This is a genomic window from Citrobacter sp. Cb004 (assembly GCF_030337065.1).
Taxonomy (GTDB): domain Bacteria; phylum Pseudomonadota; class Gammaproteobacteria; order Enterobacterales; family Enterobacteriaceae; genus Citrobacter; species Citrobacter braakii.
Genome location: NZ_JAOWCH010000071.1, coordinates 179842 through 196614, shown reverse-complemented (window position 1 = coordinate 196614; position 16773 = coordinate 179842). Strand labels below are relative to the sequence as shown.

16 protein-coding genes and 1 tRNA gene are annotated in these 16773 nt (G+C 51.2%); 5 read left to right on the top strand and 12 right to left on the bottom strand.

What is annotated here, in order from left to right:
* The first annotated feature begins 121 nt into the window (after positions 1-121).
* The 3 genes from rpsU to rpoD all read left to right on the top strand — a co-directional run bounded on the left by rpsU (position 122) and on the right by rpoD (position 4332).
* Positions 122-337 carry a 30S ribosomal protein S21 gene (rpsU, locus tag OGV65_RS24845; RefSeq protein ID WP_001144069.1) on the top strand — a complete coding sequence of 72 codons (216 nt, stop codon included), beginning with the start codon at positions 122-124 and terminating at the stop codon, positions 335-337.
* Between the two features lie 240 nt (positions 338-577).
* Positions 578-2323: a DNA primase gene (gene dnaG, locus OGV65_RS24840; RefSeq protein WP_019077713.1), complete on the top strand. Its 1746-nt coding sequence runs from the start codon at positions 578-580 to the stop codon at positions 2321-2323.
* A 164-nt stretch (positions 2324-2487) separates the two neighbouring features.
* The gene (gene rpoD, locus OGV65_RS24835; RefSeq protein ID WP_016154549.1) at positions 2488-4332 is read left to right on the top strand and encodes an RNA polymerase sigma factor RpoD; all 1845 of its coding nucleotides are present in this window, start codon (positions 2488-2490) and stop codon (positions 4330-4332) included.
* A 45-nt stretch (positions 4333-4377) separates the two neighbouring features.
* On the opposite strand, the gene mug is transcribed toward rpoD, so the two are convergent.
* Positions 4378-4884 (bottom strand): G/U mismatch-specific DNA glycosylase, encoded by a 507-nt coding sequence (gene mug, locus OGV65_RS24830; protein ID WP_200079848.1) that lies wholly within the window; start codon positions 4882-4884, stop codon positions 4378-4380.
* 125 nt (positions 4885-5009) lie between these two features.
* Here mug and OGV65_RS24825 point away from each other — a divergent pair.
* Together OGV65_RS24825 and OGV65_RS24820 are read left to right on the top strand one after the other, a co-directional pair.
* A tRNA-Ile gene (locus OGV65_RS24825) sits at positions 5010-5085 on the top strand.
* A gap of 190 nt (positions 5086-5275) precedes the next feature.
* The gene (locus OGV65_RS24820) at positions 5276-6055 is read left to right on the top strand and encodes a DUF2971 domain-containing protein (protein ID WP_191222140.1); all 780 of its coding nucleotides are present in this window, start codon (positions 5276-5278) and stop codon (positions 6053-6055) included.
* Between the two features lie 737 nt (positions 6056-6792).
* Here OGV65_RS24820 and OGV65_RS24815 read toward each other — a convergent pair.
* The 11 genes from OGV65_RS24815 to OGV65_RS25580 form a co-directional block, all read right to left on the bottom strand.
* Positions 6793-7125, bottom strand: a complete 333-nt coding sequence (locus tag OGV65_RS24815; protein WP_001738742.1) for a hypothetical protein — start codon at positions 7123-7125, stop codon at positions 6793-6795.
* Positions 7126-7230: 105 nt separating this feature from the next.
* A complete protein-coding gene (locus OGV65_RS24810) occupies positions 7231-8934 on the bottom strand; it encodes a hypothetical protein (protein WP_286455560.1) in 1704 nt (567 codons plus the stop codon).
* A complete protein-coding gene (locus OGV65_RS24805) occupies positions 8934-9479 on the bottom strand; it encodes a baseplate complex protein (RefSeq protein WP_286455559.1) in 546 nt (181 codons plus the stop codon). Before OGV65_RS24805 ends, OGV65_RS24810 begins: the two co-directional genes overlap by 1 nt.
* Entirely contained in the window at positions 9451-10176 is a 726-nt protein-coding gene (locus OGV65_RS24800) for a hypothetical protein (RefSeq protein WP_286455558.1), read from the bottom strand. Before OGV65_RS24800 ends, OGV65_RS24805 begins: the two co-directional genes overlap by 29 nt.
* The gene (locus OGV65_RS24795; protein ID WP_286455557.1) at positions 10166-10591 is read right to left on the bottom strand and encodes a tail fiber assembly protein; all 426 of its coding nucleotides are present in this window, start codon (positions 10589-10591) and stop codon (positions 10166-10168) included. Before OGV65_RS24795 ends, OGV65_RS24800 begins: the two co-directional genes overlap by 11 nt.
* Before the next feature lie 7 nt (positions 10592-10598).
* Positions 10599-12428 (bottom strand): tail fiber protein, encoded by a 1830-nt coding sequence (locus OGV65_RS24790; RefSeq protein WP_286455556.1) that lies wholly within the window; start codon positions 12426-12428, stop codon positions 10599-10601.
* 10 nt (positions 12429-12438) lie between these two features.
* Positions 12439-13026, bottom strand: coding sequence for a phage tail protein (locus tag OGV65_RS24785; protein WP_286455555.1), 588 nt, complete (start codon positions 13024-13026; stop codon positions 12439-12441).
* Positions 13019-14203, bottom strand: coding sequence for a baseplate J/gp47 family protein (locus tag OGV65_RS24780; RefSeq protein ID WP_286455554.1), 1185 nt, complete (start codon positions 14201-14203; stop codon positions 13019-13021). The genes OGV65_RS24785 and OGV65_RS24780 overlap by 8 nt, the downstream gene beginning before the upstream one ends.
* Positions 14200-14529 (bottom strand): DUF2590 family protein, encoded by a 330-nt coding sequence (locus tag OGV65_RS24775; protein WP_286455553.1) that lies wholly within the window; start codon positions 14527-14529, stop codon positions 14200-14202. The genes OGV65_RS24780 and OGV65_RS24775 overlap by 4 nt, the downstream gene beginning before the upstream one ends.
* Positions 14526-16586, bottom strand: a complete 2061-nt coding sequence (locus tag OGV65_RS24770) for a phage tail tape measure protein (RefSeq protein ID WP_286455552.1) — start codon at positions 16584-16586, stop codon at positions 14526-14528. Before OGV65_RS24770 ends, OGV65_RS24775 begins: the two co-directional genes overlap by 4 nt.
* Positions 16583-16726, bottom strand: a complete 144-nt coding sequence (locus OGV65_RS25580; RefSeq protein WP_370922079.1) for a DUF6890 family protein — start codon at positions 16724-16726, stop codon at positions 16583-16585. The genes OGV65_RS24770 and OGV65_RS25580 overlap by 4 nt, the downstream gene beginning before the upstream one ends.
* Positions 16727-16773: the final 47 nt, after the last annotated feature.

Sequence of the window (16773 nt, the reverse complement as noted above, 5' to 3'; positions counted from 1 at the left end):
CCTTTCAAAATCGCGTCGGTGCTTTACAAAGCAGCAGCAATTGCAGTAAAATTCCGCACCATTTTGAAATAAGCTGGCGTTGATGCCAGCGGCAAACCGAATTTATAAAGGTGAGAGTTACATGCCGGTAATTAAAGTACGTGAAAACGAGCCGTTCGACGTAGCACTGCGTCGCTTCAAGCGTTCATGCGAAAAAGCAGGTGTTCTGGCGGAAGTTCGTCGTCGTGAGTTCTATGAAAAACCGACTACTGAACGTAAGCGCGCTAAAGCTTCTGCTGTGAAACGTCACGCGAAGAAACTGGCTCGCGAAAACGCACGCCGTACTCGTCTGTACTAATCCATTGAGAGCCAAGGCTCTCAATTCAGACAGAGTTGTAGTTGTAAGGCCGTGCTTCCGGAAGGAATGCGCGGCTTGTTTTCGTTTATACGCGTCATCATTCAAGCTGCCTCTGCGTTGGCTGCAGTCGTTCCCTCCAGTCACGTACTGATGTACGCTCCTGAGGATTCGCTCCCTTGCCGTCTTGAAGCATCTTGAATGATTTTGTGTATATAAGTCATAAAAAAATAAACGGGGCATATGGCTGGACGAATTCCACGCGTATTTATAAATGACCTGCTGGCAAGAACCGACATTGTCGATCTCATCGACGCGCGGGTAAAGCTGAAGAAGCAGGGCAAAAATTATCACGCGTGCTGTCCGTTCCATAACGAAAAAACCCCCTCTTTCACCGTAAACGGTGAGAAACAGTTTTATCACTGCTTTGGGTGTGGCGCACATGGCAACGCCGTCGACTTTCTCATGAACTACGACAAGCTCGAGTTTGTGGAAACCGTCGAAGAACTGGCCGCAATGCACAACCTTGAAGTGCCCTATGAAGCAGGCAGTGGCCCTAGTCAGATAGAGCGCCATCAACGGCAAAGCCTTTATCAATTGATGGACGGCCTGAACACTTTTTATCAACAGTCTTTGATGCAACCCGCCGCTACCCCCGCGCGCCAGTACCTGGAAAAGCGAGGATTAAGTAGCGACGTTATCACCCGTTTTGCTATTGGTTTTGCGCCCCCCGGCTGGGACAACGTCCTGAAACGGTTTGGCGGCAATGCTGAGAATCGTAAATCGCTGGTCGATGCGGGAATGTTGGTCACCAACGATCAGGGACGCAGTTACGATCGCTTCCGCGAACGGGTGATGTTCCCCATCCGCGACAAACGTGGTCGAGTCATTGGTTTTGGTGGACGCGTGCTGGGCGATGCCCTGCCGAAGTATCTCAACTCCCCGGAAACCGATATTTTCCATAAAGGTCGCCAGCTGTATGGCCTTTATGAAGCCCAGCAGGATAACGCCGATCCGCAGCGCCTGTTAGTGGTAGAAGGCTATATGGATGTGGTGGCGCTGGCGCAATACGGCATTAACTACGCTGTGGCATCCCTTGGGACGTCAACCACCGCCGATCACATCCAGTTGTTGTTCCGCGCGACGAACAACGTAATTTGCTGTTACGACGGTGACCGTGCCGGACGCGACGCAGCATGGCGCGCGCTGGAAACCGCACTGCCCTATATGACAGACGGACGCCAGCTACGCTTTATGTTTTTACCTGACGGCGAAGACCCCGATACGCTGGTGCGTAAAGAAGGGAAAGAGGCCTTTGAAGCCCGGATGGAGCAGGCGCTGCCACTCTCCGCGTTTTTATTTAACAGCCTGATGCCGCAGGTGGATTTGAGTACTCCAGACGGACGCGCACAGCTCAGCACGCTGGCATTACCGCTGATTACTCAGGTACCAGGCGAAACGTTACGCATTTATCTGCGACAGGAGTTGGGAAACAAGCTCGGCATTCTGGATGACAGTCAGCTTGAACGTTTAATGCCAAAACTGGCAGAAAATGGGGCTTCCCGCCCTGTTCCACAGCTAAAACGTACGACCATGCGTATACTTATAGGGTTGCTGGTACAGAACCCGGGTCTCGCCCCGCTGGTTCCGCCGTTAGGCGCACTGGATAGCAATAAGCTGCCTGGACTTGGCTTATTCAGAGAACTGGTCAACACTTGTCTGGCTCAGCCAGGTCTGACCACCGGACAACTTTTAGAACACTATCGTGGCACAAATGATGCTGCGACCCTTGAAAAACTGTCGATGTGGGACGATATAGCAGATAAAGATATCGCAGAAAAAACCTTCACCGACTCACTCAACCATATGTTTGATTCGATGCTTGAGCTGCGCCAGGAAGAGTTGATAGCTCGTGAGCGCACACACGGTTTAAGCAGCGAAGAACGCCGGGAACTCTGGACGCTGAACCAGGAACTGGCCAAGAAATAACAGAAAGACAAAAGTATTTAACGGCTTAACTGCCGAATATCGCTCGGGAAGCCCCCGACAGCCGCACGGAGAGGCAGCGGCAAAATATAAGTATGCCCTCGTTTTGCCGTTGGCGGTTTTACCGCCCAACACCAATCAAACGAATTAAGTGTGGATACCGTCTTATGGAGCAAAACCCGCAGTCACAGCTGAAGCTACTTGTCCAACGTGGTAAGGAGCAAGGCTATCTGACCTATGCCGAGGTCAATGACCATCTGCCGGAAGATATCGTCGATTCAGATCAAATCGAAGACATCATCCAAATGATCAATGACATGGGTATTCAGGTGATGGAAGAAGCACCTGATGCCGATGATCTGCTGCTTGCTGAAACCTCCAACAGCACCGATGAAGACGCGGAAGAAGCGGCTGCCCAGGTTCTGTCCAGCGTTGAGTCCGAAATCGGTCGTACAACTGACCCGGTCCGCATGTACATGCGTGAAATGGGTACCGTTGAACTGTTAACCCGTGAAGGCGAAATCGACATCGCTAAACGCATCGAAGACGGGATTAACCAGGTTCAATGCTCCGTTGCCGAATACCCGGAAGCCATCACCTACCTGCTTGAGCAATACGATCGTGTAGAAGCTGAAGAAGCGCGTCTTTCCGATCTGATCACCGGCTTTGTCGATCCGAACGCGGAAGAAGACATGGCGCCAACGGCGACACACGTCGGTTCTGAGCTCTCTCAGGAAGAGATGGATGACGATGCAGACGAAGATGAAGAAGATGACGACGACAGCAGCGATGACGACAACAGCATCGACCCTGAATTAGCGCGTGAAAAATTCGGTGAACTGCGTACTCAGTACGAAATCACTCGCGACACCATCAAAGCGAAAGGCCGCAGCCATGCTGCCGCGCAGGAAGAAATTCAGAAGCTGTCTGAAGTGTTCAAACAGTTCCGCCTGGTGCCGAAGCAGTTCGACTACCTGGTAAACAGCATGCGCGTCATGATGGACCGCGTGCGTACTCAGGAACGTCTGATCATGAAGCTCTGCGTTGAGCAGTGCAAAATGCCGAAGAAAAACTTCATCACCCTGTTCACTGGCAACGAAACCAGCGAAACCTGGTTCAACGCGGCAATCGCGATGAACAAACCGTGGTCTGAAAAACTGCACGACGTGGCAGATGATGTTCACCGCGGACTGCAGAAACTGCAGCAGATTGAAGAAGAAACCGGCCTGACCATCGAGCAGGTTAAAGACATCAACCGTCGCATGTCCATCGGTGAAGCGAAAGCCCGCCGTGCGAAAAAAGAGATGGTTGAAGCGAACTTACGTCTGGTTATCTCTATCGCCAAGAAATACACCAACCGTGGTCTGCAGTTCCTGGATTTGATTCAGGAAGGTAACATCGGTCTGATGAAAGCGGTTGATAAGTTTGAATACCGTCGTGGTTACAAGTTCTCTACCTATGCAACCTGGTGGATCCGTCAGGCGATCACCCGCTCGATCGCGGATCAGGCACGTACCATCCGTATCCCGGTACATATGATTGAGACCATCAACAAGCTCAACCGTATCTCCCGTCAGATGCTGCAAGAGATGGGCCGCGAGCCGACGCCGGAAGAGCTGGCTGAACGCATGCTGATGCCGGAAGACAAGATCCGTAAAGTGCTGAAGATCGCTAAAGAGCCTATCTCCATGGAAACGCCGATCGGCGACGATGAAGATTCGCATCTGGGTGATTTCATCGAGGATACCACCCTCGAGCTGCCGCTGGATTCTGCTACCACCGAGAGCCTGCGTGCCGCAACGCACGACGTTCTGGCTGGCCTGACCGCCCGTGAAGCGAAAGTTCTGCGTATGCGTTTCGGTATCGATATGAATACCGACCACACGCTGGAAGAAGTCGGTAAACAGTTCGACGTTACCCGCGAACGTATCCGTCAGATCGAAGCGAAAGCGCTGCGTAAACTGCGCCACCCGAGCCGCTCTGAAGTGCTGCGTAGCTTCCTCGACGATTAATCTCGCCGCATAAGCATAAACGCCACCGCAAGGTGGCGTTTTTCTTTATAGTCCCCGCCTGGCCAGGGCGTCATTCACTTCCCGATACGCCTCCACCAGTTTATCCAGCGTAATCCGGCTTAACCCGCTGGGATTCGGCAAAACCCATATTTGCGTCGCGCCAATAGTCAGCGTTTGTTTTCCCCACTGCGCCCCACGCTGGCTGAGGCCCTGCTCAAATGCCTGCTTCCCAAGGATTGCGAGTGCGGCAGGCTGATACTCCTCTATTTTATCAATGAGCTTACGACCGCCGTTGCGCATCTCCTGTAGCTTCACTTCATTGGCTTGCACCGTCGGTCTGTCGACAAATTTAGTCACCCCGCAACGGAAGTCCAGCAGGTGTTGTGCCTCTTCGGGTTTGAGCTGGCGATCGGTGAATCCCGCCTGATGGATGACCTTCCAGAAGCGATTAGCGGGATGTGCAAAGGGGAATCCTGTACCTGCGGAAGACAACCCCGGATTGATGCCGCAAAACACCACCCGCAGCCCCGGTGCCAGTATGTCCTTAACCATAATTACTCCCATCAATACATCAGAGGAACAAGTATAACGGACTGAAAATACATTGTTTATAAAAACAGCATCCGTACGCTTATGTCTGGATTGCAACGCGGAGTTACTTTATAATCCACCGCCACGGCCCCTTAGCTCAGTGGTTAGAGCAGGCGACTCATAATCGCTTGGTCGCTGGTTCAAGTCCAGCAGGGGCCACCAAATTTTAGCTTTAGAATCATATAATTAAGCCACTTCTAGCAAGTGGCTTTTTTGCATCTGCTTGATGGGTGTCGCAAAAGTGTCGCGAGGGATTTCTGCCACGCTCACGGCTACGGTCAACCTATGCCTGCTGTTAATGGGACTTTCGTTACAAAAATCAGCGAGAGTTGGAATAACAAAGGAAAATCTTATGGACGCAAAACGTACTACTTTCAGAGACCGACCTTGCAAAAAATTTTACAAGTATCTTAAGTTTGAAGATGGCATGAAGGTTATCTCACTGGGTACTCTAATGTTCACTAGACCCATAGATTTCAACGACCCTTTCGACTGCTATCCCTCTCTGCCAGAAAAAGGATGGGATAAGGTCTATAAAAGGCTAAATACGCAGTTCAGATTAGAACATAAAGCGCCCAAGAAACTCATTGATAAAAATCTCAGGAACATGAGACGAACAGGAAAAGATGGGGTTATTCATCGAATGGTTTCGAAAAACCTAGCAATAACCTGCTTTAGCGAAGACCCCTTATCAGTTCCAATGTGGGCACACTACGCGGATGAACATGAAGGCTGTGTAATAGAATTCCAATCCTCTGACATGATTGCAAAAGCAATTGCACAAGAAACACCTAACATGATGTTTGTTCTTCCATTTTATGTAGATTATACCGATGACCGTCCCCCTCTCTATGATAAAGATGGAGTTATAGAGGGGATTAATATTGCATATTCAAAAAGCTCACAATGGAGCTACGAAAAGGAGGTGAGGGCATTTTCTTTGGAAGAGGGTATTCACAATTTTTCGCGGCGTCAAATTACAAAAGTTTATATGGGGGTGCGAATGAGTGATGCAAATAAGCGAGCCATTAAGAAGGCCGTATTAGAGATGAATAAAGAAGCAGGAAGTCGCTGCAAAACTGTTGAATTAAGTATGGCATTCAACAGTTACAAATTCGTCGAATTAGATTAAGCATGTATACCGTGAGCCGAAACACAGCACCCTCGGCTCATTCATTGACTCAAAAGCTTTAGGCTTCAAGTAGTCCCTGCTGGCTGAAGTACATGTCAAATGGTCAAAACCCTGAATACAGCATCGCCAAAAATAAAACCTTTCACGATTTACCTCTCACAATACTGTATGTATTCAGAGAGTAACCCGTGCAATATTTTTCAGTCCAGCAACGTGAGTAATTTTATCGCAAAGCCACACCACGTCTGGCACTTCCAAATTTGCAGATACCTGAATTAAGTCTTTGCTTACTCTTACACAAGTCACATAAAATAAATTTTTATCTTATTTATCTGCTGGTTATGAATTATAGCAGATCCTCCAAAGATCCTTTTCACTGAAAAACACTGAAATTTTTTTCAATCTTTTCAGTTTGAGTTTTCCAACAAGTCGCCAGCAATGGCGCTACCTAGCAGTCTGGTTTGTAGAAAAAGAAAACTGAAAAATTTTCTAGATCAAGAAACCGCAGGCGGGTGCGGTGTAGTGCCGTTTTTGTCTGTGAAGTATTTCTTTTGTCAGCATGTAGAGCCGTCAGTGCTTCGCTGTGCATTTGATCCTATTGAGGTGTCTCGTGTGGTATCCGAGCATTGCAATGCGTACAGTGTGCGTTCTGTGCCGCCTGTTAACTGGCACAAAAAAACCCGCATTGTGCGGGTTAGCGGAATACTCAATTTATATCAACTGATATGAAGCTATGGTTATCGGCAGGCTTTCTGACCAACATAGTATGCAATTGAACGGTCAATTATAGGTGCCATATTTGGATCTGGTGCTGAGCCATTCATTTGCTCGATAGTGTCACCGCTTCCAAGATACTTGACTGTCGAGGCCGTACAGTCGTACAAGCGCTTAGAATATGACACTCCAGATGGTCCCTCTCTCTTGGTTGTTATCGTAGCCATATCACCGGTACGCGTCTTCTCTAAGACCGTATAGCTAGCCTTCGTATCCGTTGGCACAGTAAAAACTTCAGCGGCTAACACATTGAATGAAACTGCTGCGCCTACAGCTAACATAATGAAATTTTTCATATCCCTTTTCCTATCCTTTGAGTCAGCAATAATCCTATCGCAACAATCCTAACAAGGAACTGAGCAAACGACAAAGCCCGCATTATGCACGGGCTGATGGGATGATCAGGCGATTATTTTCTGGTACTTACTCCGGGTCTGTCCTGCCTTCTCTGCCGTCTGTGTGAATGCGCCGGCATTAGTTGGCGTACCTACGCTGGGGTGTGAATGGCTCGCACACTGCTGCGCCAGCTCTGCCAGTAAATCAATGGTGTCCAGCATCATGGTCAGGGTGTTGACGCTCTCACTGCCAATATGGACGGTTGGCCCCATAATCTGCTGGCCGCCCGCCGCCACCGATTTACGCAATGCGGCAATCTTTTCTGTCAGGGTTCCCCCCACATCAACATCCACTGCACCGGCCACTTTCGTGGATTGTTTGCCGGTTATATCGGCTTCGTCATTCCCCTCAATGCTGGCCAGCCGGTTGCCCTTCACGGCCTGGCTAAAATCACCGGCACTGACCTGCTGAATGGCTCCGGCCATCAGGGTGGCAGTACCCAGTACAGTGGTTTTGTCAGTGGCTTTAACTGTCGTTTCACGGCTGACCAGATCACGCTGTTCCGTATCAGCCTTGACCGTCCGCGCCATCGATGTTTCGCTGATGGTCTGATCGGTCTGCCTCACCCAGTCGCCAGCCTGGGTGACACGCTGCGACACTTCCGCCCGCTGCTGTTGCAGCTGCTCGCCGGGTTTAATATCCGGCAGACTGGTACCATCCGGCAATGTCTGCCTGATAAACGGTTTATCCGGGCGACCTCCGGTAAACGCAACTTCAACCAGCGTCCCTTCTGGCGGGAACTGGAACATGCCGGAGTCATTCCCGGCCATAGGTACCGGCAGCGGCACCGCAGAATACACCGGTGTCTGGTTATCCGGGTTGCCGTCTGCATCAAGCAGCTGCACATCAACGGCATAGCGCGGCCGGAACGGATCGGCAAAATTACCGCTTTTCACAGTTTCACTGGGTGCCACCACTCTGGCCAGTTTTGGCAGGTGCAGCCCGGAAGCCAGCTCCGGGTAATGGCTTTCAATCTGGCGCTGTGCCGGTGTTTTCTGTAATGGCTGACCTGTCGCGCGGTTTCTGGGTGTCCAGGTGATGACCATGGTGTCATTGGTAAGATGAACTTTGGTCACGCGCTCCCCGTTCAGCTCCACACCCGGCCGCAAGCTCTGGATCACCGGCAGTGTAATGGAATTACCGCCAGCAGCCCCCTGGCTGAACTCAGCCGGAATATCTACCGGGCGACCGGCAAACATCGCTTTTTCCGCACCGCCCACATACAGGGAACCATCCGGTAACTGGTACCAGATGTAATCCGGGATACTGAACGCCCTGCCCAGATTATTCAGCAACTGATAGCCCGTGCCGTTATGGGTAAAATGGGGGATCGGTTTATCGCTGTAAGAGGCATCCGACACACTGACAGCAATTCCGCTGTTTTCCTCCAGCCAGCTGGCTACCTTGCGCAAAGTGGGGTGCTGAAATGAACATGGCCACATCCTTTCAAATACGCCGACCAGTTCGCGCACAAACAGACGCTGAAAACCGTTTTCGGCGGGTTGTGAGCGTTCCACATAACCAGTAAACCAGCGCAACAGCAGATCGGAATACCCAACATCCAGACGCACCAGTTTCCCGGTGTAATCCGTGGCTGTCTGTGCTGTGATAAATCCCCGGCCGCAGCTGTTCAGCTCCAGCACCAGGCTGGCATCAGCCAGGTGAACTTCATCCGTTGAAAGGTACAGGCGTTTAACTGGTTTCATCATTAACCCAAAGCATCATTGACGGGTTTCAGCACCCGTTTTTCAAACCACGTCAGTTTTTCTTCATCTTCGTCGGCACTCTGGCCGCCAGATTGTCCCGCATTACCGGCTGTCTGTTTTTTGGCAGACGTTTTGCCTGTTGCCCTGGCTTCCCGCTTTTCCTGCACGCTGATATGTTCTGCCAGCGTAAACGTGACCAGCCAGGCCATTTTCCCGTCCTGCTGCGGAGCATCAAGTGTCCCGCTGAATGTCGCCTCGCGAAAATTCACGGCTCTGGCCACTTCATGCGCCACGCGGTATTTCTGGCGGTTGCCTCCGGCATCCGTGGCGCTGGCCAGTTCAAAAATACGCTTCAGGATCTCCGGACTTTTAAAAGGAATTTCACCACTGATACGCAGCTCTTTCCCTTTTGCCCCCTGTTCTGATTTGGTTGTGGCGCTTGTCTGGCCAGACTGGTCTTTATCCTGAAACTGCTGCGAGACGGTCACGCGCATGTTTTTCAGCTGGATAGCCTCGCCATTAAGCGCCAGCGTTGGGATCGAAGTCATGAATCATTCCCTTTATTCCATCCAGATTGTCACCGACCAGCATCACCGCCGCTGTGTAGACGGCTGACGGTTGCGGGATATCCTTGACCAGTTCCAGCAGCGTGGTGGCCGTATCACCGATGCTGGTAAACACCCACGCCCTGGCACTTTTGCCCTGCAAATCATTCAGCCCGCTGGCCACATCACTGATCAGGCTGTCACGCAGCTGCGCGAACTCGCCCAGTTGCTGCTTTAGCCCGTCCAGGCTGAACCCTGCGCTGGCCGCTTTTTGTGCCTGGCTGACAGCTGCCGCAGACAATGCCGCCCTGCTGGTTGGGACAGACAGCGGAATGGCCACCGGCAACCCCGCCCCGGCTTTAGCGGGGATCTGCATTTTTTCGATGGCCAGCGCCGCAGCGGATTGTGCCAGGCGCTTGACCTGCATGAATGCTGGTGCCGGGAAAACATCGACCAGACCGTTGAGACGGGTCATAAAATTCTCATGCGTCTGGCCTGTCACCATCATGATCATCACATCGGCATTCCCGCCCGTTCCGGCCAGCCTTTCAGCAAGATAGCGGACGGCATTCACCGGGCTGAGATATGCCCCGTTATCCGTCTGCTGCCCCAGACCATTAATCCACGGATGCGCCGGAACAACCGAACAATTCAGCGCAGCCAGTGAGTCAGTAAACGCCAGATGTGCTTCACGCCACATCAGGCACCTCCGGCCAGTTAATATCTGGCGCATCTTCTGGATTAATACGATTAAGCAGAACGCGGTATTTTTTCCACGCCAGTAAAAGTGCCGCTTCCGCTTCTGTTGCAATACCCAGATCAACTGCGTCCTGTAATGGGGCGATCGCATCGGTAGCAATTTGCATTAACCGGGATTTTTTAAACTCGGCTTCCCTAATAAAATCAGGTCCGGATTTGCTAAGCTCTGGTAGTCCGTTATCCCCGGTGATAATTTCCTGCCCGGCCTCCTGCCCAGCTAAAAGAGAACTGTATAATTCTTCCGTTATCTCTTTTGCATCAGATGGCCAACCAGTATGGCTTTTTTCATATATTTCCTTCATAGAATAAGGGAAAAAACCTCTTTCGCCTGGGCTGTAAAAATAACGTTCTTTCACATTCACCTCAAATACCTATTGCCATCCAGAACACACCAGCTTCATTATTACCACGAGCGATGCTAAACCCTGTGCGACTCACATTTGTTGCTACTATATTTCTGTTCGTCTCACCTGCGGTTCCGTTCAGTGTCAACACTACCGCACGACAAATATTCGGAAATGCTTCGGGGAATGTCACCCTGTCACCATCGGTGGCAAATGTAACTCCAGCGGCCTTTAATATCAGACCTGAAGTTTTATCAAGAAAAGAAAAAGGACCAACTCCACTTATCTTTGCGTTTTCAAACTTTTCATTTGTCTCTGATTTAGTGTATGAATCCCCTTTAACAGCATAATTCCCCTTCGACTGATATTTCGCATCGAAGTTAGAATAATCCCGAGGTATCATTTTACCTGCGGCCTGAAAGGTAATCGTACCATCTGGATTACGCTGACTGAAAAAATGATATGAAGTATCGTCTTTGAACTCTATCAGGCATGGCCTTTCATCTGTGCCGGTAAGTACCACATAGAAGCTCTCCGCAGGATTTCCTGCATTTTCAAGTCGTAACCTCTTTCCGTTTCCATTAAGCACTGCAACGGGTCCGGTCACGTTACCACCTGTAATCGGTAATGCCTTAACATCATCTGCTGATAAATTAATGTCAGCAGACAAAGCATGTCCGTTAACTTTGCGTCCGAACGGCACACGGCCATTAGCATTATCATTCGCGGCTTTTACTGCCTTTGGGGTGGCGGCAAGTATCTCAGATACACTGTCGGTGGCACTGCTGAGTTGCACTAGTCCTTTTTTCGCTGTGCTCGCGTCCTGAGCCGTATATTTACCACTGGCAAGGTCATATGCTGCCTTTACCGCTTTCGGGGTCGCGGCAAGCATCTCAGATACGCTGTCTGTGGCACTGCTTAGCTGCACAAACCCTTTTTCGCTGGTTGAGGCATCCGGGTGATTTCGGGACTGCTCATGCTTTTTCAGCGCATCGCTGGCCTGTTGTTCGTTCAGCGTTCCTTTTGGCCGTAAATCAGTGATATTGCTATTTACATCAATACTGGCCACAGCAAACACGTAATGCTGCACACCGTTCTGCACGTAATCAGCCAGGTTTTCCGCCACCGTGATTTTGCTCTGAACATTCCAGACACTGGTCAGCGATCCCGTCCAGCACACATCCAGCCAGACTTTGACTGGCTTTACCGTCACAGTGATATTCTGATTGTCAGCCAGTGACGTACGCAGTCCCGCCACGTACCCGGTGCCTTTGGTAACAAAGAACTGATTGCCCGTTTTACCGACCAGCCAGCCATCGCCAAAGAATGCCGCAGCGCCGTAAATATCCACATTTTCCAGGCGCTGACGTTCATCCATTCCGGCCATACGCGCCGTGAAATCAATCTGCCAGGTCTCAGCCGGTGTATTAATCCCGGTTTCAGTCTGTGCGCCGTTGTACTCCATCAGAAACGAACGGGTAAGCACATTCCCCTGCTGCCCTTCCGCTGTTTTCAGCTTTTGCTGTAAGGGCGCATGAACAATCATGGCCAGGGTGCCGCTGACCTTATTCAGCAGACCGATCCAGTTGAAACTGAAATCGCCCACATCAGCGCCTAGAACGGCGGAATACACCACGCCATTTTCGTTCACCACGCCAGTGCGGGTAACAGGCTGCCGGTGCACAATCTGCTCCACAGGTGGCAGTGCTTCATTCCGGTCAACGGGTGTATCCGGGTTCAGTCCAGGCACATTCGCAAACACAAATTCATCCAGTAACACCGGCTCGCCGGTTGCACCCTGCTGCGCTTTCCAGTGCTCAAATGCCAGCGTGATAGCTGTCTGTGACATAAAAAACTCCTTACAAACCTGCGCTGAATGTCGCGCTGTGGGTTTCCGTCCCTGCTAACGAAGCCGGGTAAACCACGTATTCCCCCTGATCCCATCCGGCTCTGATAGCCATTTTTTCCGATGTGATCACCTCAAACTGATAGCGGCGACATGTTCGCCCGTACTGTCGGATTATCTGGATAAGCAGCTGCGTGTTGTCCGCTATCTGGCTGTCTGTCACACGTACCAGGATCACATCCCAGTCAATACCCGGCTGACGCTCCAGCAGCTCCACATATCCAATGCCCAGCCGTTCAAAGATGTTGATAAATCCCTCAACGGAACCGGCATCACGCGCATTCACGAAGGCAAACGCCACCCGTTTGCGGAACAGACTCAATGGCTCACCATCAAAGCGGGTTATGTCCCGGTCATACGCCAGCAGGTTCAGTAATGCCGGTGCGCAGGTCAGCGGATCAAACTGGTTCAGTGGCCAGGTTATCCAGCCGTAAACCTCCGCCCAGAATCGCCGGGCTGTTTTCAGCAGCTTGTTCGGCTCCCCCTGATTCATCCAGGAAGGCAGCACCATCCCGGCCAGCTTTTTCATGAACTCATTCATTCTCAAGACTCACTACCAGTGACTTCAGGCGCGGCACATTCAGCTCACTGGTAATATCACCCAGTGAAAAGGACAACGAATCCGCCAGCGCAAAGGTTTTGTGGATCTCCCGTCCCAGCTGAGAAAACGAGAACCGCGAATATGGCCACGTCTTTCTGACGTCAAAATCAGCGTTTTCACGAAAAGCACAGCGGATCATGTTTTCAATCCCGGCCTTCAGGCTGTTCCGTTCATCGTCTGTCAGGTTGGCCAGATTTCTGACATACACAGTAACGGCCAGATCGTGACGGGTTTCCGGCATGGCATAACACTGCATATCGTCGCCGTGGCCGTGGTGTCCCTGCGTGTTGATGTAATCATTCACCGCATTCACAAACGGCGCGGAAGCCACCCCGCTGTCCAGCAATAAATAGGCGTTTGCGGTACCCGGTCCCCTCGGTGCTTCATGTTCAAAGAAAATCCGGTCAATACTCAGCCCGGCAACACCGGCAATCATTGAACGGTAAACCGCATCCGTGTGGTAATTGCCCACCAGGTTGAACTGGTTGCGGCAGCGTTCGCGCAGTTCATCATCACTTTCTTCATCGGCACCCGGCACCGTCAGCCAGTTTTCCTCACTGGCCACATGGCTGATGCCGTCAACGGCCACAGGTAGAATGCGGTAATAACCTGGCGCAAGGTTATAGGCTCCCCCGGCTCCGGTGGCTTTCACTGGCAGCAAGGCGCTGGCCGTGCCGGAAGGGATCACCACATCGGCTGTGGTCGCCAGTTCGTACACCCTGCCGTTAATGCGTTCAGTCTGGATAACCGTCCCGGCCTTAACCGTCACAACGGCTTTGGTATCCTCTTTAAAGAAGCGGATCACACCCTGTGCAGCGCTGGCGGGTTTCGCCGTCACGTTCACCGCCCAGGCCAGCAGACGCAACATGCTCCCGCTGGCCGTAGCCACAAACATATTGGCCAGCACCGTGAACACCAGAACATCTTTCAGCCACATCACCGGTGCAGTCACAATGGCTGTGATTAAGCGCCAGAACGGTGACATACGGGATGTGTTGGTGATAATGCCCTCCTCAGCCGCAATCGCATTAAAGCGATCACGCACTTCAGTTTCTGTCACCGGCATCCCGCTGGCCTTCACCACTTCCTCAAAATCAACCTGCGGTTTTTCTGTCATAAATCCACCTGCGCAGAAATGCCGCCAAAATCATAGGTGCTGGCCGTTATCCATAATCGTTTCTGGCTTTCCTCACTAATTTCCACTGTTCCCGGAATAATCCGTTCATCATCTTCAATCAGTAATTCCATACGGGTAAAAATATCCACCCGCATTGTTGGGCTGCGTTCGGCAATCAGTTCCGTTGCCAGCCCGCTTTCAATAATGGAATGAATAATGTCCTGCCCGATACTTTTACGGTTATTACACAGTTCAGGTTCATATCCGGTATTCAGAACAAAATCACCGCCCTGAATAAGCAAATCAATATAAAGGCTCTCACTCATGCGCCCAGCTCCTGAAATTCCATTAACTGACCGGGTGTAATCATTTCTTTCGGATAAATATTTACCGTGTCAATTTTCCGGCTATTGTCGGTCACGGACTTAGCATTACTGTTAATCGTCTTGGTAATTCCGCCCTTCTCAATGCCTTTTAATTCACCTCCGGTTAAAAGCCTGTCTGGGGTGAAACTATTTTGCGTCACCGCAGGAAGTGCGCCTTCAGCTTTTGCGGATTGTTTTAACTCTGGTACCGGATACACCGCTGTTTCATTTTTAGCGATACCCGCTGAAGCAGCGCCCGCCAGTTCAATATCAACACCCGGAATATTATTTAATTTACTTACAATCCAGTTCCATGATTTCAGAAAGCCGTTTTTAACCGACAGCCAGACATTATCAAACAATGACACAATGCCCGTGGCCAGCCCGCTTAATGCCTGAGAAGGAGAAAACCCTGTCAGCATGGAAATAAAACTGTTCCAGCCTTCGCTGATAAACTGCCAGGCTGAAGCAAACACCCCGGCAAGCCATGCCACTACCCTGGCGCATGCCTGAAATGCAGCGGTATCCATGACCGCGTTTTTTACCGTGTCCCAGTGTTTAATCAGCAGCCAGCAACCGGCAGCAAGTAAGGCAACGGCACCAATCACAAGCAGGATCGGCCAGCTCATCAGATTGATACCTATCCCGGCCATCATTGCCGCCATACGAACCGCCAGCAACGTACCGCGCAGAAATTTCAGCGTGGCGTTCCAGGCAATCACAGCAATGTTCCCCAGCCAGACAGCAGCGGTGTAGACCTTCGTGACGGCCGTCAGCGCTACCCAGATCCCGCGCAACCCTATCATGATGAATCTGGAGACACCCATCACGATGTTGGCGACTGCGCCCACAGCCGCAAAGCTGAGTAGGGCCATTGCCGCATACCCGACAACACGCGCAATGTTGGGAAACAACTGCATCCAGCGGGCAAAGGTCTGTCCCATATCAGCCAGGCGGTTCAGAACCGGATAGAGCACCGGGATCAACGTCAGGCCGATTACGGTCTGGATAGCCTTCAGGATTGCGACAAAGCGATCCCACGGCTTCACCATTTTCTGCGCCATTTCCTGGGTACGCTTCAGACCATCAGCACCGCCCAGCTCTGTGATATTGCGCTGAAGCAGCGCCACATTGCCATAAAGGTGTTTCACCACAGCCGAACTGTCACCAAATGCCGCATCCAGTTCAGCCTGGGCTTTCAGATTCCCTTCCAGGCTTTTGCCATACTTGCCCTGTAACTTGATCAGCATTTCAGGCATGGACAGCATTTTGCCGGTGGAATCCGTAAAGGACATCCCCAGCTTTTTACCGCCCTCAATGGCTCCGGTCATAAAGCCTTCATAAGCGCTGCTGGCTTCCGTGCCCAGTGTCCGCTGAAGCTGTCCCAGCACGGCCAGCTGTTCATCCAGCCCCACGCCGTAGTTAGTACCCACGCCGCGCGCCCCTTCCATCAAATCCTTGATAGCGGCCATTTCCGTGCCAAAGGTTTTGCGCATATACACCATTTTTCCGGCCAGTTGTTCAGCAAACTCAACTTTGCCCAGCCGGTTGGCATCGGCGGAAAAGTTACCGAACATCTGCCCCATAAACTCAGCGGTTTCCGCAGCGGTGGATTTAAGCGCAAACGCCAGGGTATTAGCGACTTTCGTCACTTTCGGCAGCTCATTCCCGGTCAGCCCGGCAATAGAGGCGTTTATACTTTCCGTGGACTGTACAAACTCCACTGCGCTGGCGCCGTATGTCGTACTGAAGCGCAGCGCATCACGCTGAACGGCCTTAAGCGCAGAATCATCGATCCCTTTTGCGGCCGCATCATTCAGCGCGTCATACATTTCAATGGCGGGCATCAGCGCACCTTTAATGGCCATCCCTGTACCCGCCAGCGCCAGAACACCGCCGCCAATTTGCATAAAGGCTTCTTTTGATTTTTCAGCAAAGCCCGTTACGTTGCCCTGCGCCTGTTTTAACGGGCGGGACAATTTATCAATAAGGCTTAATGTAAAATCTAACTGTTTCATTCAGTGCCTTTAAATGCTTTAGCCACACCATTAGCCACGGCTATTCCCGTATATTCCCAGTGACGGTTATCCAGCCATATAGCGGCAGCAATATCGTCAACAGAATCCTGACCATGTGGTAAATAATGACGACGGAGAATTAAATACTGTTCGAGTCCATTTCGTTCAATATCATGGACTCGCTTTG